The organism is Duganella sp. FT27W (genome assembly GCF_009295655.1).
GTDB classification, from domain to species: domain Bacteria; phylum Pseudomonadota; class Gammaproteobacteria; order Burkholderiales; family Burkholderiaceae_D; genus Rugamonas; species Rugamonas zoogloeoides.
This window is the reverse complement of sequence record NZ_WHIV01000005.1, coordinates 797143-818625: the sequence shown is the minus strand read 5'-3', so window position 1 is coordinate 818625 and position 21483 is coordinate 797143. Positions and strand designations below refer to the sequence as shown.

Genomic DNA, 21483 nt, shown 5'->3' with positions numbered 1-21483 from the left:
ACAGTGTCAGAGGCAGCAATGGATAATGTTCACGACATCCTGGACCGTGCGTGGACCGCGCACTCGGCCGGCCAGTTCGACGCCGCGCTGCAGGACTACATCTGGTTATTCGATGCCACCTCCGAACGCGATTCGGACGTGGCGCCGCTGCGCCTGTCGTATGTGCTCAACGCCTGGGCCAAGCTGGCCGAAGAACACCTGCCCGCGCGCCAGGCACTGGTCGCCCTGCGCGACCGCGACGCCGCACTGCTGCTGGCCGCTGATGGCGGCAATCCCAATCCCGATCCCGGCGCCGACATCGATGCCAATGCGAACCTGTTCAACGACGTCCGCGCCATCAACGACAAGCTTGGTGATGCCCAGCACACATACCAGCTATTCCAGCGCCTGCCAGCAGACCTGGCCCGCGCATGCGCCAACTCGGCGCTGCCGTCGATGATGGCCTGCGGCGATTTCACTCTGGCCCACACCTACCTGCCGCATCCCGATGCCCACCTGGGCGACTATGCGGCCGAAGTGAACGCCCACGTGGCCACGCTCGATCTGCTCGGCGACGCCGGCATGTCCGAGCTGCTGGCCACCGTCTACAACTACATGACCGAAGTGCGGCTGATCCTGGAGCTGCTCGAAGGCTATGGCGACCATCCCGCCGCCGACCGTCTGCGCCAGCAAGCCGCCGCGCTGATCACTTCGGCCGAAGCGCGCGCCTGCATCGAGGCCGAATTCGCCCACCCCGGCACCACGCTCGACGCCATGGTCGAATTGCAGAACGCCGCACTCATTTAACGATACCCCAGTGAACCAGAACCGCCTGTCCCTCTTCCTTTGCGCCGCGCTGATATCGACATCTGCCGCAGCCGCGATCCCCACCTACGACTTCAAGATCGTCCACAGCTACCCGCACGACGCCCAGGCGTTTACCCAGGGCCTGTTGTACCGCGACGGTTTTCTGTACGAGAGCACGGGCCTGAACGGCAAGTCCACCATCCGCAAGGTGCAGCTGGAAACCGGCAAGGTGCTGCAAAGCCGCGACATTCCGGCGCAGTATTTCGGCGAGGGCATGACCGACTGGAACGACACGCTGGTGAGCATCACCTGGCGCTCGCAGACCGGCTTCGTGTTCGACCTGAAAACGTTCGAACCGAAGAACGAATTCGCCTACCCCGGCGAGGGCTGGGGCCTGGCGCAAAACGGCAAGGAACTGGTGCTCAGCGACGGCAGCAGCACGCTGCGCTTCCTCGATCCGAAAACCTTCCTGGAAGTGCGGCGCGTCAAAGTGACGGCCGACGGCATCGCGGTCGATCAGCTCAACGAACTGGAAGTGGTGGGCGACGAAATCTTCGCCAATATCTGGCAGACCAACACGATCGCCCGCATCGACCAGAAGACCGGCAAGATCACCGGCTGGATCGATCTCGGCAAGCTGTATGCGGAAGCAGGCAAGGGCCCGGCCGCCGACAATGTCCTCAACGGCATTGCGTACGACGCCGCAAAAAAACGCCTGTTCGTGACCGGCAAGCTGTGGCCCAAGCTCTACGAAATCAAGCTGGTACCGCGCCATTAATAATAAGGCCGCTTCAGAGCTGCCAGAGCGAGGCGTAGCGACGCAGACAGTGCGTTAGCACGGCAAGGAGCTACAACGAAGCGCTGGCTGCTCTGAAGCGGCCTTACAGGGAGTTGACGCAGTAGTCGGTCAGGGCATTCAACACGGCCGGATCTTCCCCGGCCGCCCCCACCACCTTGAACGACAGCTGCGGATGATCGCTGCGCAGCTGCTCGACCATCAGCGGCAGGTCGCGCAGAACGTGGCCGCCCTGCCCTAAAAACACCGGCACCACCGTTACTTCCGCAACGCCTTGCGCAGCCATCTGCGCCACCATCTCGGGCAGGCGCGGTTCCATCAGTTCGAGGAAGGCCAGTTCCACCTGTGTCTCGGGCAGGCGTGCGCGCGTGAGGTCGCGCAGTCGTTCGAACGGCGCGGCCCAGGATGCGGCGCGGGCGCCGTGGGCAAATAAAATCAGGGCTTGCTTGGTCATCTAATGTCTTTCCACCCACCATAGCGCACCGAGCGCCAGGAACAGGTATATCAAGCTGGGGGCCAGCGCCGTCAGGAATGCGGGCCAGGTACTGAGCACGCCAAGGTGCGAGAACAGGGTATTCACCAGCAGGAAGCTCACGCCGATCATGATGCCGACGAAAATTTTCAAACTCACGCCGCCGCTGCGGGTGTGCAGGTAGCCGAACGGCAGGGCCAGCGCCATCAGCACGAAAATCGCCAGCGGGTCGAACAGCTTTTTCCAGAACGCGATCTTGAAGCGCTCGGTCTCCTGGCGGTTTTCCTGCAGGTGGCGGGTGTAGACCAGCAGTTCGTTGGCCGACATGCGATCCGGGTCGGCGCCGGACACTGCCAGGATGCGCGGCGTGATTTCCGAGATCAGCCCCCTGGTGGCGCTATGGCGCGTCTCGATCAGGCTCGACTCCTGGCCGAAATTGTTTTCCAGGTTGGCGATCATGCCCGGCTTGAGCAGCGCCGGATTGGTGAAGATGTTTTCGGTGACGTCCGACAGCAGCCAGTTGTTATTGCCCTGGAAGGTGCCGCGCTTGGCAGCGGTGATCGAACGCAGGCGGAAGCTGTTATCGAATTCGTAGAGCTTGACGTCCACCAGCGAACCATCGGGCCGCACCTCGCGCACATTGAAAAAGCGCGAACCGGTGACGGTGCCGGTCATGCCCTCGGACTTGACGATATCCTTGGTCCACAGGCCGGAGCGGAACTCGGACGAAATCGCCGCGCCGCGCGAATTGAGCTTGATCTTGTCGGCAATGGGCGCCGTGCGCGGCGTGATCAGCTCACCGAAAATAAAGGTGATAATTACCAGCACGATGCCGATCTTGGCCAGCATCCAAGCCACCATGCCGGTGGACATGGACGCCGCGCGCATGATGGTGAACTCCGACGTGGCCGCGAACTGCGCCATGATGTAGATGGTGCCGATCAGCGAGGCTACCGGCATCACCCGGTACACATAGCCGGGAATGCGCGCGGCCACGTACAGCAGCGCGTATTGCAGCGTGTAGCCGTTCTTGCCGACCGAGCGCAGTTCGCCGGTGAGGTCGAGGAAAGCCTGCAGCAGCAGGAAGGCCACCAGCACGAAGGCAACCGCCTGCAGGATCGAGACGGCGAAATAGCGTTGCAGGATTTTCATGGCGAGACGGCCTTGTTGTCGGCGCCACTGCGCGAGCGTTTCATCGCCGCCAGCATGGCCAGCGGATGGTAAGGATGGTTCAGGTTCAGGCGCCAGGCGAACATGGCTAGCACCACCAGCGCGGTGATCAGGTGCAGCGGCCACCAGCCCAGCGCGAACGAGATTTTGCCGCCCTGGACCACGCCCTCCATCAGCTTGACCAGGTTGTTATACGAGAAGAAGATCAGCAGCGCGATGATCAGGTTGGCCGAACTGCCGGCGCGCGGATTGACAAACCCCAGCGGAATGGCCAGCAGCACCAGCAGCAAGCAGGTGAGCGGCGAGGCGATACGCGAGAGCAGTTCGGCGCGGCCGGAGTTGCTGGTATCGGCAAACAGCGCCATGGTCGGGATGGCGTCGGTGTCGCTGTCGGGGTCGAGCTCCTGCGCCTGGCTGGCCACGCGCATGCTGTAGCTTTCGAACTCCATGGTCTGGAAGTCGGACTGTCCCGGCACGCCCTGGTAGCGGCGGCCGTTCTTGAGCACCAGGTAGCGCTCACCCTTGGCGCCCGTACTGATCACGCCTTCGCGCGCGACGATGACGGCGGTGCCGCGTTCATCGACGGTGTTGACGAACACGTTGTGCACGACCGAGGTGTCGCCGGCCACGCCTTCAACAAAAAAGATGCGGTTGGCCGACGACGATTCGCGGAACTGGCCAGGCGAGACTTTTTGCAGGTCTTCGCGCTTGGCGAAGCGTTCGACGTACTCGGAGCTTTTCTCCTTGGCCCACGGCGCCGCCACCAGGCTCAGGGCGGCGGTGAGCAGCACCATCGGAATGCCGAAGGTGAGCACGGGCCAGATCCAGCGCGTGAGGCTCAGGCCCGAGGCAAACCACACCACCATTTCGGAATCGCGATAGGTGCGCGTGACCACCATCAGCACCGAAATAAAACTGGTGAGGATGAGGATGGTGGGCAGATAATTGACGGTCGCGAACATGATCAGCGCCAGCACGTCGCCGGAATCGACCTTGCCGCCGGCGGCCTTGCCGAGGATGCCGATCAGGGTCCAGGTCACGCTGACGCTGAAGAGCACCGTGAAGGTGGTGCCGGCCGCAGCGGCCATTTCTCGTCGGAGGGCGCGTTGAAAAATCATTCGAAGTTTATAATTGGTGGTTATGGCTTGAGTAATAGCTCATTACAGGGCCAAAAAATTAAAAGTAACAGCCTGGCGAAACACCCAAGACAGGCTGGAAATTCGCACACGTCACGGAGAATCAAATGGACTTTAGCATAAAAGCATTCGACACAAAGAACACCATCGCCTCGGCAAAAGCCGGGGTAGTGGCCGTCGCGGTCTTCGAGAACAAGAAGCTGTCGCAAGCGGCCAAGGCCCTCGATGGTTCCGGTGAAATCTCGGCTGCGCTCAAGTCCGGCGACATCACCGGCAAGGCCGGCACCACCCTGCTGCTGCGCGGCGTGCAAGGCGTGGCCGCCGAGCGCGTGCTGCTGGTGGGCCTGGGTAGTGAAGAAGCCGTGAGCGAGAAAAGCTTCGCCAGCGGCGTCTCGGCCGCCATCAAGGCCTTCAGCGCCCTGGGCGCGAGCGACGCTATTATCGCACTGCCGATGACCGAAGTGAAAGAGCGCGACGTCAATTGGGCGATCCGCTGCGTGGTGCAAACCGGCCACGAAGCCGTGTTCCGTACCGACGGCCAGAAGAGCAAGAAGGATCCGGCGCCTGCAGGCGTCAAGAAGGTCGCGCTGGCCGTGCCAGCCACCAACGACATCAAGCTGGCACTGGCGCAAGCCGTGGCGATCGCCAACGGCATGGACCTGACCAAGGAACTGGGCAACCTGTCCGCCAACATCTGCACCCCTACCCACCTGGCCAACACCGCCAAGAAGCTGGGCAAGGACTACAAATTCGACGTCGAAGTACTGGACCGCAAACAGCTCGAAGCGCTGAAGATGAACAGCTTCCTGTCGGTCACCAACGGCAGCGAGCAGCCGCCGAAGTTCATCATCATCAAGCACATGGGCGGCAAGGCCAAGGATGCGCCGGTGGTGCTGGTCGGTAAAGGCATCACCTTCGACACCGGCGGCATTTCGCTCAAAGCCGGTCCCGGCATGGACGAGATGAAGTACGACATGGGCGGCGCCGCTTCGGTGCTGGGCACCATGCGCGCCATCGGCGAGATGAACCTGAAACTCAACGTGATCGGCGTGATCGCCAGCTGCGAGAACATGCCGTCGGGCCGCGCCACCAAGCCGGGCGACATCGTCGCGTCGATGAACGGCCTCACCATCGAGATCCTCAACACCGACGCCGAAGGCCGCCTGGTGCTGTGCGACGCACTGACCTACGCAGAGCGCTTCAACCCGGCCGTGGTGCTGGACGTGGCCACGCTCACCGGCGCCTGCATCGTGGCGCTGGGCCACCACAAGAGCGGCCTGTTCACGCGCGACGACGACGCCCACAACGCGCTGGCCGACGAGATCATGGCGGCCGGCAAAGCCGCCGGCGACACCGCGTGGCGCCTGCCGATCGGAGAAGAGTACAACGAGCAGCTGAAGTCCAACTTCGCCGACCTGGCCAACATCGGCACCCCGGGCGGCGCGTCGTGCACGGCAGCGGCCTTCCTCGAGAACTTCACCCGCAAGTACACCTGGGCGCACCTCGACATCGCCGGCACGGCCTGGAAATCGGGCGGCGCCAAGGGCGCCACCGGCCGTCCGGTGCCGCTGCTGTCGAACTTCCTGATCAATCGTACGACGCGCGGCTAATCGACGACGCACCGCAAAAAGGCAGACTTCGGTCTGCCTTTTCCACGTCAGTACAGCGTCACGCCCGGTGATGGCGGCTGCAATTCGTCGCGCTCCTCGGCGGGACGCATGATGACCGTCAGCGTCGATGGAAAATCGTAACCGGCGCCGGTATTCTGGTCGATGAAGTAGCCGACGCCAGCCGTCAGGATCAGGTTGCCCCACAGGTTGCCATTGGGCCTGGGATCGACCCGCTCGTAAGCCCACCCTGCTCCTTCCTTCTTGCAGTCGATGCGCAAAGGCGCCGAGCTCTTGCGCAAGGTGACGCGGCCCGGCGTGGTCACGAACCACTTGCCGGCGTCGTTGTACAGCACGCAGCCCACGCCGCCGATTTGACGATGGTCAAGCACGGTTTGCACCAGCACGCTTTGTTCGGTGGGTTCGCTCAGCGAAGCGCAGCCGGCACTGGTCAGCACCGCCAGTGCAGACAGTGCATGAACGTACACGCGTGCGGGAGGACGGAAATACATGGTCGGTCTCGGTAATGGAGTCCGGGACAGTGTATCAAGACCGATGAAGATTGATTCTCTTAATCAAGAGGCGTAAAGCGTTGCACTTTGACGCCATCAACCTCGATCAGCTCGAAAAACACGGCGGCAGGACGACACCAGATCGATCCATCCGCAGCGCGGTAGACGATCATGGTGCTCAAGTCCGCTTCCAGGGTAGCCTCGCACACCAGCTCGTACAGGCCGCCCTTGTAATGCCGGTAACGCTTCATCGGTACGATCAGGCGTTCTGGGTGGCTGCCGACTTGGTGGCAACCGAAGCGCGCTCGCTGGCTTGCTCCTGCTGCTTTTTCTTCAAGTCGTTGACGACTTTCAGAATGTCGTCCATGCCGCCCTGGCCGCCCAGCGACGAGAATGCATCGAGCACCTCGTTGAGCACCTGGTTACGTACGGCAGCTTCGTCCTGGCTCACTGCCGTACCGCGTTGCAACGCCTCGGCAGCGCGCTTTTCGGCAGCGGCGGCTTCTTTTTGCGCAGCGGTCTTGCGGCCGCCAGGCACTTTGCCATGTTCCAACGCAGCTTGCCAGATCACCCAGCGACGTTGCGTTTCAAAAACCAGATACTCTTCCGGTTTGTCTTCTCGACGGCGAACGATATGTCCGTCGCGTTGTGCCCATGCCTCAAATGCAGCTCGCATTTTTATTCCTTTGCAAATGCGCTACGCGCAATTCACTGTTAAAACTACAAGATATTTCCGTATAGTACCATTTATTGCACCGGCCCAATAACCAATATAAAGGAATATTGCTAAATTGAGGTTGCTTAGTGGCAACACTAGTTTTGACTTAATTTTGTAACAGTATATTTCTTATTTGCTATTTTGTCTCGCACCATTGATTCAGTTTTGATAACTAAGAGACAAATTTGGCAATTTTTTCAGCATTTCACAATTTCTGCAACATTTTAGGCGCTGGCAACGGGATTGCGAAGTGTTATTCCAGCATTTCTTGGAAAAATCGTCACAATTGCTGCTACTAAGACAACCTCATCTGTTAAATCGGATTGCGGTAAGATGCGCCACTCATCGCGCACCGCCGCGCCCACAATTCTTCAAGGACATTAACTAGTGATGAAATTAGCTACATGGAATGTTAACTCACTGAACGTAAGACTGCCGCACGTTATGGCATGGCTAGAGGCAAATCCAATAGATGTGCTCTGCATCCAGGAAACAAAATTAACTGACGACAAGTTTCCGTTCACCCAGATCGAGGCGGCCGGCTACCACGTCGCCTACACCGGGCAAAAAACTTACAATGGTGTGGCTATTTTGTCAAAACTGCCTATCAATGATGTAGTCAAGAACAATCCTCATTTGGACGATCCGCAACAGCGTATCCTGGCGGCGACCATCGGCGGCATGCGGATCGTCTGCGCCTACGTCCCCAATGGCCAGAGCGTTGGCTCCGAGAAATACCAATACAAGATGGGTTGGCTCGACGCCTTTCACCGCTGGATCGGCGAGGAAGCTGCGCAGCATACGCAACTGGCGGTAATGGGCGACTACAACATCGCCCCCGAAGACCGCGATGTCCACGATCCGGCAGCGTGGGAAGGCGAAGTGCACGTGTCGGAACCGGAGCGCGCCCACTTGCGCCGTTTGCTCGATATCGGCCTGGCCGACGCCTTCCGCCTGTTCGAGCAACCGGAAAAATCGTTCAGCTGGTGGGACTACCGTGGCCTGGGCTTCCGCCTGAACAAAGGCCTGCGTATCGATCACATCCTGCTGTCGCCGGCGCTGGCGCAGCGCTGCACGGCGTGCGTGATCGACCGTACCCCGCGCAAGTGGGAGCAGCCGTCCGACCACACCCCGGTGATCGCCACCATCGAGTAAAGTCTATGCCAGCGCCGCATCGAGGCGCGGCAGCAGCAACCGTACTTCGTGGTGCGGCGCCGGTTCGGAGAACAGGAAGCCCTGGGCGAACTGGCAACCATGGCGCTGCAACAGCGCGTACTGGCTTTCGTTCTCCACCCCTTCCGCCACCACCGACAGCTGCAGGCTGCCCGACAGGGCGATGATGGCTGCCACGATGGCGCGGTCCTCGGCGCTGGTGGGCAAATCCTTGATGAACGCGCGGTCGATCTTGATCTTCTTGACCGGGAAGCGCTTCAAATAGGCCAGGCTCGAATAGCCGGTGCCGAAATCGTCGATCGACAGGCGGATTCCCATGGCATTGATCTGTTCGAGGATTTCCTGGGTCTGTTCGCCGTGCTGCATCAGCGCCGTCTCGGTAATCTCGAATTCCAGCAGTGCCGGATCGATGCCGGTTTCGTCGAGGATGCGCCGCACCGTCGCCACCAGGGCGCCATGCGTGAACTGGCGCGCCGACAAATTGACCGCCAGCGGTACCGGCTGCAAGCCCGCGCGCAGCCACGCCATGCTCTGCTCGCACGCCTGGCGAATCACCCATTCGCCGATCGGTACGATCAGGCCATTGTCCTCGATGATGGGAATGAAGCTGTCGGGCAGCACCAGGTCATGCTCGTCCCGGCGCCAGCGCAGCAGAACTTCCATCGCGTGCAGGCGGCGCGTGCCGATATCGATGATGGGCTGGAAGTGCAGCGAGAACTGGTCGCGCGCCAGCGCGTTGCGCAGGTTCGATTCGAGTTCGAAATACTGGGCCGCCGCCTGGTTCATCACCGGCTGGAAGTACTGGTAATTATTCCTGCCGGTGGCCTTGGCGTGGTACATCGCGGTGTCCGCGTTGCGCATCAGCGTGGCGACATCGGCGCCATCGTCGGGATAGATGCAAATACCGATCGATGGGGTGATGTGCAGATTGCGCCCGTCGAGCGGGAAGCTCTCGTCGAGCGCGGTGATGATCTGCTCGGCCACTGCACTGGCTTCAACCGGGTCGGCAATGCCCGGCAACAGCACCACGAACTCGTCGCCGCCCAGGCGCGCCACGGTATCGCTGCCGCGCACCGCGCAGCACAGGCGGTTGGCCACTTCCTTGAGCAGCTGGTCGCCGGTCATGTGGCCGAGCGAATCGTTGATGGTCTTGAAGCGATCGAGGTCGATGAACATCACGGCCAGCTGGCGCTGCGAGCGCTGGGCATTGAGCATGGCGCGGTCAAGCCGGTCCGACAACAGCGCACGGTTGGGCAGGCCGGTCAAACTGTCGTGATACGCCATGTGATGCACGCGGGCCTCGGCCTGGCGGCGCTCGATGATCTCGCCCTGCAGCAGGGCGTTGGCGCCGGCCAGTTCGGCGGTGCGCTCGAGCACCCGCACTTCCAGCTCGTCGCGCGCGCGGCTCACCGCCTCGGCGGCCTCCCGCCGTGCGGTGATGTCGTCCACCAGCCATACCGAGCGGCCACGCGGGTGGGCAAGATCGAACGGGCGGCCCGACAGGCGCGCCCAGAACACCGTGCCGTCGCGGCGTACCAGCTCGTACTCGGAAACGTTGATGCGGCCAGCCGTGAAGTCGCGCATGGTCTCGGCGCGTGCCGCCTGCCAGGCATCCTTGTCGGCATAGAAGGCCTGCACACTGAGGTTGTTCATGCCGCCCGGCGGATAGCCGAACAGTTCTTCCATCTTGGTATTGCAATGCAGGTTGCGGCCCTCCTCCACGACCGAGATGCCGAGCACCGCGCTGTCGAGGATGGCCTGGTTTTCCAGCAGCGCATTGTGCAGCGCACGCTGGTCGCGCCGCACGTCGCTGATGTCGTTGAAGACGATGGTCGCGCCCTGCACTTGCGCGCCGGCCGGCAGCGGCTTGACCCAGGCCTGCACCGCGAAATAGTGGCCGCTGGCGGGCGTCAGGTAGGTATCCCAGCGTACGCCGGGCGTGGCGCTGGCCAGGCGAGCCACGCTGGCCTCGCGCACGTGCAGCGTAAACAGCTTGTCCACGCCCGCGCCGCACGGATCGCGCCCGAGCAAAGTCACCAGCTCCGCATTGGCAGCCATGACCGTGCCGTCCACACCAAAGGCGCAGGCGGGGACGCCGATCAGCACGAGTGCGCCGGCGACAAAATCCGTATTGGTCAACATAAGGCCCCTGAAAAATCCGCAAACATGACAACTTATTATTGTTAGTTGACAGATGTTAAACCATCTTCAGGGCTTTGGGGTGGATAAAACGACAATGCCCGGCAAATACCGGGCATTGTCGTTACAACGCTACTACTGGTGGCACGTGATCAGTGGCCGCTGGCGCCGTCCGCGCCGATACCGGTTTCCGAACGCACGGTCTGTGCTTCGAAGCCATCGCGGTCGATGCGCGCACGCGGGCCCTTGTCGGTGATCGAGAACAGCCAGATGCCGATGAAGCCGACCGCCATCGAGAAGATGGCTGGCGACGCGTACGGGAACAGCGGCTCGGCCTTGCCGAACACGTCCACCCACACCGACTTCGACACCACGGTCAGTCCCACGGCGGTGAACAGGCCGAGGAAGCCGCCGACGGTTGCGCCACGGGTGGTACAGTCTTTCCACAGCACCGACATGAACAGTACTGGGAAGTTGGCCGAAGCGGCGATTGCAAATGCCAGCGAAACCATGAACGCGATGTTCTGCTTCTCGAACACGATGCCCAGCACCACGGCGACGATACCGAGCGCGATGGTGGTGATTTTCGAGACGCGCAGTTCGTCGGCGCCGGTGGCCTTGCCCTTCTTGATCACGGTGGCGTAGATATCGTGCGATACCGCCGACGCGCCGGACAGGGTCAGGCCCGCAACCACCGCCAGGATGGTGGCAAATGCCACGGCCGAAATGAAGCCGAGGAAGACGTCGCCGCCCACGGCCTTGGCCAGGTGAACCGCTGCCATGTTGTTACCGCCCAGGAGCTTGCCGGCGGCATCCTTGAATTCCGGATTGGTGCCGACCAAAACGATGGCGCCGAAACCGATGATGAAGGTCAGCACGTAGAAGTAGCCGATCCAGGTCGTGGCCCACAGGACCGATTTGCGTGCTTCTTTCGCGTTCGGGACGGTGAAGAAACGCATCAGGATGTGCGGCAGGCCGGCGGTACCGAACATCAGCGCCATACCGAACGAGATCGCCGAAATTGGATCCTTGATGAACGTGCCCGGGCCCATGATGGCGTCCTTGTTGGCGTGGACTTCCACGGCCTTGGCAAACAGTTTTTCAGGGCTGAAGCTGAACTGCGCCAGCACGGCCAGCGCCATGAAGCTCGCACCGCCCAGCAGCATCACGGCCTTGATGATCTGCACCCAGGTGGTGGCGGTCATGCCGCCGAACAGCACGTAAATCATCATCAAGGTACCAACCAGCACGACCGCGATCCAGTATTCGAGGCCGAACAGCAGCTTGATCAACTGGCCGGCGCCGACCATCTGCGCGATCAGGTAGAACGCCACCACCACCAGCGTGCCGGAAGCGGCGAAAATGCGGATCGGCTTTTGCGCGAAGCGGTAAGCGGCAACGTCGGCAAAGGTGAAGCGGCCCAGGTTGCGCAGGCGCTCTGCCATCAGGAACGTGATGACGGGCCAGCCGACCAGGAAGCCGATGGCGTAGATCAGGCCATCGTAGCCGTTCAGGAACACGGCGGCGGAAATACCGAGGAACGATGCTGCCGACATGAAGTCGCCGGCAATCGCCAGACCGTTCTGGAAACCGGTAATGCCGCCACCGGCGGTATAGAAGTCGGCGGCCGACTTGGTCTTGGCGGCAGCCCACTTGGTGACCCACAGCGTGAACAGCACGAACACGCCGAACATGGCAATCGCGGTCCAGTTGGTGGCCTGCTTGGTGGCCTGGCCCAAGTCGCCGCCGGCGGCGTACACGACGCCGCTGACTGCGGCGCCGATCAGTGCGGAAGCGACGACCGCCAGTTGACGGTTCGAGGCGCTCATGCTTTCACCCGTGCGGCGATGGCGGTGGTGAGATCGTCGTATTCGCGGTTGGCGCGACGCACGTAGATGCCGGTGATGATGACGGTGAAGACGATCACGAACAGGCCGATCGGCATGCCCCACGTCATCACGCCGTCGCCGGTTTTGGCAGCCAGCAGTTCTTTGTCGAACGCGATCAGGAGGATGTAGCCGTAATAGACCACCATCATCAGCGCGGTCAGTATCCAGCCGAACCGGGAACGCGCCTTGACCAGCTTATGGTAATTGGGGTCGGCTTTGATTTTTTGAACCAAATCGTCTTGCATCATCTGTCTCCATTTATTGAGGAACCTGCCCATTTAGCTGAGCTTGAACCCACAATAAGCTGCGAGACTTACCGCTGGCTTACACGCACTGTTATTACTTACGCCCTCACCCATCCTTCCATCAGGATGCGCGCGCTGCGGCTCATCACCGCTTTCACCACGCTCCACTCGCCATTTTTTTGCACCGCAGCGGCGCCCACGCGCAGGGTGCCCGACGGATGGCCGAAGCGCACGGCAGCGCGCTCGCCGCCGCCGGCCGCCAGGTTGACCAGCGTGCCGGGAATGGCGGCCGCCGCGCCGATGGCCACGGCGGCTGTGCCCATCATGGCGTGGTGCAGTTTGCCCATCGAAAGCGCGCGCACCAGCAGGTCGATGTCGCCTGCGTCCACCTGCCTGCCGCTCGACGCCGTGTACGACACCGGCGGCGCCACGAAGGCCACCTTGGGCGTGTGCTGGCGTTGTGCGGCCTGTTCCAGGGTTTGCACCAGGCCCATGCGCACGGCGCCGTGCGCGCGGATGGTTTCGAACATGGCCAGCGCGCGCGCATCGCCATTGATCGCGTCCTGCAGTTCGGTGCCGGTGCAGCCCACCGCCTGCGCCTCGATGAAGATGGTGGGGATGCCGGCGTTGATCATGGTGGCGCGCAGCGTGCCGATGCCGGGCACCTCGAGGTCGTCGATCACGCGCCCGGTGGGGAACATGGCGCTATTGGTGCTATTGGTGCTATTGGCGCCGCTGCCCTCCTCGTCCGCTGCCGGGTCGAGGAATTCGAGCACCACTTCCGCCGCCGGGAAGGTCACGCCATCGAGTTCGAAGTCGCCCAGCTCCTGCACCTGCCCTGCCGTCATCGGAATATGGGCGATGATGGTCTTGCCGATATTGGCCTGCCAGATGCGCACCACGGCCACGCCATCGTGCGGCACCCGTGCGGCATCGACCAGGCCTGACTGAATCGCAAATGCACCCACGGCGGCCGACAGGTTGCCGCAATTGCCGCTCCAGTCCACGAACGGCCGGTCGATGGCGACCTGGCCGAACAGGTAGTCAACGTCGTGATCCGGCCTGGTCGCCGGCGCTACGATCACGGCCTTGCTGGTGCTCGACGTGCCGTTGCCCATGCCGTCGATCTGCTTGCCGTAGGGGTCGGGGCTGCCGATCACGCGCAGCAGCAGCGCGTCGCGCGCCGCGCCCGGGGTTTGCGCGTCAAGCGGCAGGTCTTGCAGGCGGAAGAACACGCCCTTGCTGGTACCGCCACGCATATAGGTGGCGGGAATCTTCGTCTGTTGGTTCATCATGCGGCCTATGCTGTTTTATGCTGTTTTATGCTGTTGCAGGAAGTCCTGGGCAAAGCGCTGCAGCACGCCGCCCGCTTCGTAGATCGACACTTCTTCCTGGGTGTCGAGCCGGCAGATCACCGGCGTTTCCACCCGCTCTCCGTTGCGACGGTGAATCACCAGCGTGAGCATGGCGCGCGGCGTACGTTCACCCACCACGTCGTAGGTTTCGGTACCGTCCAGCGCCAGCGTCAGGCGATTGACGCCGGGCGTGAATTCCAGCGGCAGCACGCCCATGCCCACCAGGTTGGTGCGGTGGATGCGCTCGAAGCCTTCGGCGGCAATCGCTTCCACGCCGGCCAGGCGCACGCCCTTGGCGGCCCAGTCGCGCGAGGAACCCTGGCCATAGTCGGCGCCAGCCACCACGATCAGCGGCTGCTTGCGCTCCATGTAGGTCTCAATGGCTTCCCACATGCGCGTGACCGTGCCTTCCGGCTCCACGCGCGCCAGCGAACCGGCCATGACCTTGCCGTCCGCGCCGCGCACCATCTCGTTTTTCAGGGTGGGGTTGGCGAACGTGGCGCGCTGCGCGGTCAGGTGGTCGCCGCGATGGGTGGCGTACGAATTGAAGTCCTCTTCCGGCAAACCCATTCTGGCCAGGTACTCGCCCGCCGCGCTGTCGGCCATGATGGCGTTCGACGGCGACAGGTGGTCAGTGGTGATGTTATCGCCGAGCAGCGCCAGCGGACGCATGCCGGTGAGCGACCGGGCGCCCGCCAGCGCGCCTTCCCAGTACGGCGGGCGGCGGATGTAGGTCGTTTGCGGGCGCCAGTCGTACAGCGGACTCACTGCCACGCCGTCGTCAGCTTCGCGCGCGAACATCGGGATGTACACCTTGCGGAACTGTTCGGGTTTCACACTGGCCGCGACCACGGCGTCGATCTCGGCGTCCGACGGCCAGATGTCGGCCAGTTTGACCGGACAGCCGGCGGCATCCACGCCCAGCACGTCCTTTTCGATATCGAAGCGGATGGTGCCGGCAATCGCATACGCCACCACCAGCGGCGGCGAGGCCAAAAAGGCCTGCTTGGCATACGGGTGGATGCGGCCATCGAAATTGCGGTTGCCCGACAGGACGGCGGTGGCATACAAATCGCGCGCGATGACTTCCTGCTGGATCACGGGATCGAGCGCGCCGGACATGCCATTGCACGACGTGCAGGCGTAGGCCACCACGCCAAAGCCCAGTCGTTCCAGCTCGGGCATCAGGCCCGCTGCTTCCAGGTACAACGTGACGGTCTTGGAACCGGGCGCCAGCGAGGACTTGACCCATGGTTTGCGCGTCAGGCCGCGCGCGTTGGCATTGCGGGCCAGCAGGCCGGCGGCAATCATGTTGCGCGGGTTGTTGGTGTTGGTGCAGCTGGTAATGGCCGCGATGATACAGGCGCCATCGGGCATCAGGCCCGGTTCGTTTTCCACCACGCCGCTGATGCCGCGTGCTGCAAGTTCCGACGTCGGCACGCGGCTGTGCGGGTTCGATGGTCCGGCGATATTGCGCACCACCGACGACAGGTCGAACGTCAGTACGCGCTCGTATCGCGCGGTGGCCAGCGCGTCGGCCCACAGGCCGGCCTCTTTCGCATAGGTTTCCACCAGCTTGACGGTTTCCTCGTCGCGACCGGTCAGGCGCAGGTACTTGATGGTCTGCTCGTCGATGTAGAACATGGCGGCGGTCGAACCATATTCGGGCGCCATGTTGGAGATGGTGGCGCGGTCGCCCAGCGTGAGGTGGGCAGCCCCTTCGCCGTAGAACTCCAGGTACGACGACACCACTTTTTGCTGGCGCAGGAATTCGGTCAGCGCCAGCACGGTGTCGGTGGCGGTAATGCCGGGTCCCGGTTTGCCGGTCAGTTCCACGCCGATGATGTCGGGCAGGCGCATCCACGAGGCGCGGCCCAGCATCACGCTTTCCGCTTCCAGGCCACCCACGCCGATGGCGATCACGCCCAGCGCATCGACCATCGGCGTGTGCGAGTCGGTGCCGACCAGGGTATCGGGAAAGGCCACGCCGTCCTGCGCCTGGATCACCGGCGACATGCGTTCGAGGTTGATCTGGTGCAGGATGCCGTTACCGGGCGGGATCACATCGACATTCTTGAATGCCTTCTTGGTCCAGTCGATGAAGTCGAACCGGTCCTCGTTGCGGCGGTCCTCGATGGCGCGGTTCTTGGTAAAGGCATCGGGATCGAAGCCGCCGCACTCCACCGCCAGCGAATGGTCCACCACCAGTTGGGTGGGCACCACCGGGTTGACCAGCGCCGGATCGCCGCCCTGCAGGGCAATGGCGTCGCGCAGGCCGGCCAGGTCCACCAGCGCGGTCTGACCGAGGATGTCGTGGCAGACCACGCGCGCCGGGAACCACGGGAAGTCGAGATCGCGCCGGCGTTCGATCAGTTGCGACAGCGAGGCATCGAGCGTGGCGGGATCGCAGCGGCGCACCATGTTTTCAGCCAGCACGCGCGAGGTATAAGGCAACCCGGCCCAGGCGCCCGGTTCGATCGCATCGACGGCAGCGCGCGCGTCGAAGTAGTCGAGCGTGGTGCCGGGCAGCGGTTTGCGGTATTGCGTGTTCATTGGCGTAGTCATTACGAACGGTCCTTGATCGGTACGAATTGCAGGTCTTCCGGGCCGACGTAGTTGGCGCTGGGGCGAATGATCTTGTTGTCGATGCGCTGCTCGATCACGTGCGCGGCCCAGCCGGACGTGCGCGAAATGACGAACAGCGGCGTGAACATCGCGGTGGGCACGCCCATCATGTGGTACGACACGGCCGAGAACCAGTCCAGGTTGGGGAACATTTTTTTCACGTCCCACATCACGGTTTCGAGCCGCTCGGCAATGTCGAACATTTTCATCGAGCCGCCGTCCTGCGACAGTTGGCGCGCCACCTCCTTGATGACCACGTTGCGCGGATCGGAAATCGTGTACACAGGGTGGCCGAAGCCGATCACCACTTCCTTGTTGGCCACGCGGTTGCGGATGTCGGCTTCCGCTTCGTCGGCGTTTTCGTAGCGCTTCTGGATCTCGAACGCGAACTCGTTGGCGCCGCCGTGCTTGGGACCGCGCAGTGCGCCGATGGCGCCGGTGATCGCCGAGTGCATGTCCGAACCCGTGCCCGCGATCACGCGACCGGTAAAGGTGGACGCGTTGAATTCGTGTTCGGCGTACAGGATCAGTGACGTGTGCATGGCGCGCACCCAGCTCGCGGGCGGCTTGAAGCCGTGCAGCAGGTGCAGGAAGTGACCGCCGATCGAATCGTCGTCGGTTTCCACGTCGATGCGCTTGCCGTTATGGCTGTAGTGGTACCAGTACAGCAGCATCGAGCCGAACGACGCCATCAGACGGTCGGCGATGTCGCGCGCACCGGGCACATTGTGGTCGTCCTTTTCCGGCAGCACGCAGCCGAGCACCGAGGCGCCGGTGCGCATCACGTCCATCGGGTGGGCGGCGGCCGGCAAGGCTTCCAGCGCGGACTTGACAGCCTGCGGCAGGCCGCGCAGCGAACGCAGTTTGGCCTTGTAGCCGCGCAGCTCGCCGTCGTTGGGCAGCTTGCCGTGCACCAGCAGGTAGGCGATTTCCTCGAACTCGCTGGTGGTGGCCAGGTCGAGGATGTCGTAACCGCGGTAGTGCAGGTCATTGCCGGTCTTGCCGACGGAGCACAGCGCGGTATTCCCGGCCGCCACGCCGGACAGGGCGACGGATTTTTTCGGTTTGAAGGTGGTGGTGGTGTCGGTCATGGTGGTCTCCGTTATTTTTTCTGGGCCGCATTTTGAGCTGCAAACAAGGCATCGAGCTTCTGTTCGAAGCTATGGTAATTGATCCGTTCATACAGCTCGGCGCGCGTCTGCATGGTATCGAGCACATTTTGCTGGGTGCCGTCGCGGCGGATCGCGCCATACACATTTTCAGCCGCCTTGTTCATGGCGCGGAACGCGGACAGCGGATAGAGCACCAGGCCCACGTCGGCGTCGCGCAACTCGTCCACCGTGAACAGCGGCGTGGAACCGAATTCGGTGATATTGGCCAGCACCGGCACTTTTACGGCGGCGGCGAACTGCTTGTACATCTCGAGGCTGATCATCGCCTCCGGGAAGATCATGTCGGCGCCAGCCTCCACGCACGCCACCGCGCGGGCGATCGCCGCGTCCAGCCCTTCGACCGCCAGCGCGTCGGTGCGGGCCATGATCACGAACTGGTCGTCGGTGCGCGCATCGACAGCGGCGCTGACGCGATCGACCATCTCCTGCTGCGAGACGATTTCCTTGCCGGGGCGGTGGCCGCAGCGCTTGGCGCCCACCTGGTCTTCGATATGCATGGCGGCGGCGCCGGCCTTGATCATGGTCTTGACCGTGCGCGCGACATTGAAGGCCGAGGCGCCGAAACCGGTATCGGCATCGACCAGCAGCGGCAGGTCGCACACGTCGGTGATGCGGCGGATGTCGGTAAGCACGTCATCCAGGCTCGAGATGCCCAGGTCGGGCAAGCCGAGCGAGCCGGCCGCCACGCCGCCGCCCGACAGATAGATGGCGCGGAAACCGGCGCGCTTGGCCAGCAAGGCGTGATTGGCGTTGATGGCGCCGACAACCTGTAACGGCGATTCTTCTTGGACGGCCTGGCGGAATGCGGCGCCTGCGGAATAACTCATGGGTGACCTTTCAATGTTGCGGTAAAGTTAGGCGGTAGTTTGCAAACGCCGTGCCACCCGTGACCTCCTTTAAAATCAATCACTTGCTAATTTTAGATGTTGCACTATTGTTTCATTTTGAAACATCGAAACAACTGCACTACAATTGAAACATGCGCCCCCCTCCTTCCCTGCCGCTCGATCCTGACGACAAACCGGTCATCTGGACCGTTTCCGTCTCGCGCCTGTCTGATGTGTTTCGTCACATCACGCTCGAATACGACAACCGCGCCACCATCGAACAAATCCATCTCGGCTTCGACGACGCCGTGCGCCATATCCGCGCGCGCCTGGCCACCGAGCGCTGCGACGCCGTCATTGCGGCGGGCTCCAACGCCGCCTACCTGAGAAGCCGGCTGTCGGTGCCGGTGGTCGTGGCCCGCTTCAGCGGCTTCGACGTGATGCAGGCGCTGGCGCGGGCGCGGCGCGTGTCCCCGCACGTGGGCATCGTCACCTACCAGGAGCGGCTGCAGGAGCTGGCCGAATTCACCACCACCTTCGACATCGACGTGGCACAGCGCACGTACGTGACCGAGGAAGACGCGCGCGACCAGGTCAACGATTTAAAGGCCGCCGGCATCAAGGCCATCGTCGGCGCAGGCCGCATCACCGACCTGGCCGAAGAGGCGGGGCTGACGGGCGTGTTCGTGTATTCGGCGGCGTCGGTGCGCCATGCGTTCGACGATGCGCTGGAACTGGCGCGCCTGACCCAACTTGAAATGGACCGGGGCCGGGGTCGCGCACGCGGCGCCACCACGGGCGCTGGGGCCGACACACTGCGCGCCCGCCACGGCATTACCGACTTGCGCGGCGAATCGGCCGACATGGAAGCTGTGCGCCAGTCGGTGGTGCTGTATGCGAAATCCCCGGCCACAGTGCTGATACAGGGCGAGACTGGCAGCGGCAAGGAACTGGCTGCGCAGGCGATCCACAACGAGGGGCCGCGCAGCCTGGGCCAGAACCGGCCGTTCGTGGCGGTGAACTGCGGCGCCATCGCCGAGTCGCTGCTCGAATCGGAACTATTCGGCCACGAAGACGGCGCGTTTACCGGCGCGCGCCGGGGCGGCCACGCCGGCCTGTTCGAGGCGGCCAACCACGGCACCCTGTTCCTCGACGAGATCGGCGAGATGCCGCTGACGCTGCAAACCCGGCTGCTGCGGGTGCTGGAAGAACGGCAGGTGGTGCGAGTAGGCGGCACCCGGCCCATCGCCGTTGCCGTGCGCATCATCAGCGCCACCCACTGCGATCTCGAGCAGCGCATGCGCGACGGCCGCTTCCGCGCCGACCTGTTCTACCGGCTGGCGGTGCTGCGCCTGGCGCTGCCGCCGCTGCGCGCGCGGCCCGGCGACGTGGCGGCGCTGGCCGAGTGGTCGCTCAAGCATGCGCTGGCGTCGCTCGGCGCCAGGCCGCACCCCAACCTGCGCGCCGAGATGGCGGCGTGCGCGCCGCTGCTGCAAGCGTACGCCTGGCCCGGCAATATGCGCGAACTGCGCAACGTGGCTGAGCGCCTGGCGCTGTTCCTGGCGGCCGAGCCACTGCAGGCGCTCACGCCCGCGTTCATTGCTGGCGTGGCGCCGGAGCTGGCAGGCCATGGCGGTATTGGCGCCGGTGTTGACGCTGATGTTGGCAACACCGGCGCGGATGGCCCTGCCGCCGGCGCCACTGCATCGTCGCTCAGCATCGGCCGAGCGCACCGCGAGACGGCAAGCACGGCAGAGGTGCTGGCCCGCTTTGGCGGCCGGCGCGACGCGGCCGCCAATTACCTGGGCATCAGCCGCACCACGCTGTGGCGCCGGTTGCGTGCGGAGGACGGCGATCAAACCGTCACGCCTTAAAAGCGTCACGCCGTTCATCACCTGCCAGCGACCGCTCATCCACCAGCACTCGCCGCCCGTGAACCCCACCGCTAACATGGCCACACCTACCCACCACGGAGAAACGCCATGTCCTTCCCCCGCATCGTTGCCGCCATCGCCGCCGGCTTGCTGTTCGCCTCATCCGCCATCGCGGCCCCCGCCTTCAAGGTCGAGGTGACCGGCAATACCAGCGGCGCACCGATGATCCTGATCCCGGGCCTGGCATCGTCGGGCGCGGTGTGGGACGGCACGGTCCAGCGCTATTGCGGCGCGCGCCGCTGCCACGTGCTGACCCTGGCCGGCTTTGCCGGCGTACCGGCCATCGACGGCCCGCTGCTGGCCACCGCCGAACAGCAGCTGAGCGAGTACATCGCCGCCAACAAACTGGCGCAACCGGTCATCGTCGGCCACAGCCTCGGTGGCTTCCTGGCGCTGAAACTGGCCGCCGACCACCCGGAACAGGTGGGACGGCTGGTGATTGTTGACAGCCTGCCGGCACTGGCCGCGGTGCAGATGCCCAGCATTACCAGCGCACAGATGAAGGAAATGGCGGCCGGCATGCGCGTCCGCATGCTGGGCATGGATGCCGCCGCCCACCAGGCCGGCCAGCTGCAAACCCTTCGCACCATGATCACCGGTGAAGCTGACGTGCAGCGCGCCCTGGCGTGGGGCCTGGAGTCGGACCGCACCACCGTCGCCAATGCCATGGCGGACCTGATGGGACAGGATCTGCGCCAGAACATCGCCCGCATCAAGGCGCCCACGCTGGTCATGGGCAGCTGGATCGCCTATAAAAACTTCGGTACCCGCGAGCAGTTTCTGCAGACCTACCAGGACCAGTACCGCCAGTTGCCAGGCGTGACAATCGAGATGGCGGACAACGCCCGCCACTTCATCATGCTCGACGACCCGGACTGGATGTATGATCGCATCGACCAGTTCCTGAAATGATCTCACCGTAAATCC

At 63.2% G+C, this 21483-nt stretch carries 19 protein-coding genes; 6 read left to right on the top strand and 13 right to left on the bottom strand.

All coding sequences use genetic code 11. The features are described 5' to 3' along the window. Positions 1–18 precede the first annotated feature (18 nt). Both F8197_RS25540 and F8197_RS25535 read left to right on the top strand, forming a co-directional pair. A complete protein-coding gene (locus F8197_RS25540) occupies positions 19–786 on the top strand; it encodes a hypothetical protein (protein WP_152884535.1) in 768 nt (255 codons plus the stop codon). 10 nt (positions 787–796) lie between these two features. Further along, positions 797–1564, top strand: coding sequence for a glutaminyl-peptide cyclotransferase (locus tag F8197_RS25535; protein WP_373996976.1), 768 nt, complete (start codon positions 797–799; stop codon positions 1562–1564). A gap of 103 nt (positions 1565–1667) precedes the next feature. On the opposite strand, the gene F8197_RS25530 is transcribed toward F8197_RS25535, so the two are convergent. Genes F8197_RS25530 through lptF form a run of 3 tightly spaced genes read right to left on the bottom strand, consistent with a single transcriptional unit; the run spans position 1668 to position 4342 of the window. Continuing rightward, a complete protein-coding gene (locus tag F8197_RS25530) occupies positions 1668–2036 on the bottom strand; it encodes a sirohydrochlorin chelatase (RefSeq protein ID WP_152884533.1) in 369 nt (122 codons plus the stop codon). Then, positions 2037–3206 (bottom strand): LPS export ABC transporter permease LptG, encoded by a 1170-nt coding sequence (gene lptG, locus F8197_RS25525; protein WP_019921903.1) that lies wholly within the window; start codon positions 3204–3206, stop codon positions 2037–2039. Beyond that, positions 3203–4342, bottom strand: coding sequence for an LPS export ABC transporter permease LptF (lptF, locus tag F8197_RS25520; protein WP_152884530.1), 1140 nt, complete (start codon positions 4340–4342; stop codon positions 3203–3205). Before lptF ends, lptG begins: the two co-directional genes overlap by 4 nt. 125 nt (positions 4343–4467) lie before the next feature. Here lptF and F8197_RS25515 point away from each other — a divergent pair, with 125 nt between their 5' ends. Beyond that, the gene (locus tag F8197_RS25515; protein ID WP_152884528.1) at positions 4468–5970 is read left to right on the top strand and encodes a leucyl aminopeptidase; all 1503 of its coding nucleotides are present in this window, start codon (positions 4468–4470) and stop codon (positions 5968–5970) included. A gap of 47 nt (positions 5971–6017) precedes the next feature. On the opposite strand, the gene F8197_RS25510 is transcribed toward F8197_RS25515, so the two are convergent. Genes F8197_RS25510 through F8197_RS25500 form a run of 3 tightly spaced genes read right to left on the bottom strand, consistent with a single transcriptional unit; the run spans position 6018 to position 7032 of the window. Continuing rightward, the gene (locus tag F8197_RS25510; protein ID WP_152884527.1) at positions 6018–6479 is read right to left on the bottom strand and encodes a hypothetical protein; all 462 of its coding nucleotides are present in this window, start codon (positions 6477–6479) and stop codon (positions 6018–6020) included. A 59-nt stretch (positions 6480–6538) separates the two neighbouring features. Continuing rightward, the gene (locus F8197_RS25505) at positions 6539–6730 is read right to left on the bottom strand and encodes a DUF1653 domain-containing protein (protein WP_152884525.1); all 192 of its coding nucleotides are present in this window, start codon (positions 6728–6730) and stop codon (positions 6539–6541) included. An 8-nt stretch (positions 6731–6738) separates the two neighbouring features. Continuing rightward, positions 6739–7032 (bottom strand): hypothetical protein, encoded by a 294-nt coding sequence (locus tag F8197_RS25500; protein WP_227012408.1) that lies wholly within the window; start codon positions 7030–7032, stop codon positions 6739–6741. Positions 7033–7587: 555 nt separating this feature from the next. On the opposite strand from F8197_RS25500, the gene xth reads away from it, so the two are divergent. Next, positions 7588–8352: an exodeoxyribonuclease III gene (gene xth, locus F8197_RS25495; RefSeq protein ID WP_152884669.1), complete on the top strand. Its 765-nt coding sequence runs from the start codon at positions 7588–7590 to the stop codon at positions 8350–8352. Positions 8353–8355: 3 nt separating this feature from the next. Here xth and F8197_RS25490 read toward each other — a convergent pair whose 3' ends face one another. From F8197_RS25490 to prpB, 7 genes are all read right to left on the bottom strand, one after another. Beyond that, positions 8356–10512 carry a bifunctional diguanylate cyclase/phosphodiesterase gene (locus tag F8197_RS25490; RefSeq protein WP_227012407.1) on the bottom strand — a complete coding sequence of 719 codons (2157 nt, stop codon included), beginning with the start codon at positions 10510–10512 and terminating at the stop codon, positions 8356–8358. 149 nt (positions 10513–10661) lie between these two features. Then, a complete protein-coding gene (locus tag F8197_RS25485) occupies positions 10662–12338 on the bottom strand; it encodes a cation acetate symporter (RefSeq protein ID WP_056139153.1) in 1677 nt (558 codons plus the stop codon). Further along, entirely contained in the window at positions 12335–12643 is a 309-nt protein-coding gene (locus tag F8197_RS25480) for a DUF485 domain-containing protein (protein ID WP_056139198.1), read from the bottom strand. The genes F8197_RS25485 and F8197_RS25480 overlap by 4 nt, the downstream gene beginning before the upstream one ends. Positions 12644–12741: 98 nt before the next feature. Beyond that, entirely contained in the window at positions 12742–13938 is a 1197-nt protein-coding gene (gene prpF / locus F8197_RS25475; protein ID WP_152884523.1) for a 2-methylaconitate cis-trans isomerase PrpF, read from the bottom strand. A gap of 15 nt (positions 13939–13953) precedes the next feature. Continuing rightward, positions 13954–16551 carry a Fe/S-dependent 2-methylisocitrate dehydratase AcnD gene (gene acnD / locus F8197_RS25470; RefSeq protein ID WP_152884667.1) on the bottom strand — a complete coding sequence of 866 codons (2598 nt, stop codon included), beginning with the start codon at positions 16549–16551 and terminating at the stop codon, positions 13954–13956. Positions 16552–16562: 11 nt separating this feature from the next. Beyond that, positions 16563–17714 (bottom strand): 2-methylcitrate synthase, encoded by a 1152-nt coding sequence (prpC, locus tag F8197_RS25465; RefSeq protein ID WP_056139145.1) that lies wholly within the window; start codon positions 17712–17714, stop codon positions 16563–16565. A gap of 11 nt (positions 17715–17725) precedes the next feature. Continuing rightward, on the bottom strand, positions 17726–18622 hold the full coding sequence (prpB, locus tag F8197_RS25460) for a methylisocitrate lyase (protein WP_056139143.1): 897 nt from the start codon (positions 18620–18622) through the stop codon (positions 17726–17728). Positions 18623–18774: 152 nt separating this feature from the next. Here prpB and prpR point away from each other — a divergent pair, with 152 nt between their 5' ends. Beyond that, positions 18775–20496 carry a propionate catabolism operon regulatory protein PrpR gene (gene prpR / locus F8197_RS25455; protein WP_152884517.1) on the top strand — a complete coding sequence of 574 codons (1722 nt, stop codon included), beginning with the start codon at positions 18775–18777 and terminating at the stop codon, positions 20494–20496. 108 nt (positions 20497–20604) lie between these two features. Then, positions 20605–21468, top strand: a complete 864-nt coding sequence (locus F8197_RS25450) for an alpha/beta fold hydrolase (RefSeq protein WP_152884516.1) — start codon at positions 20605–20607, stop codon at positions 21466–21468. The last annotated feature ends 15 nt before the right edge of the window (positions 21469–21483 follow it).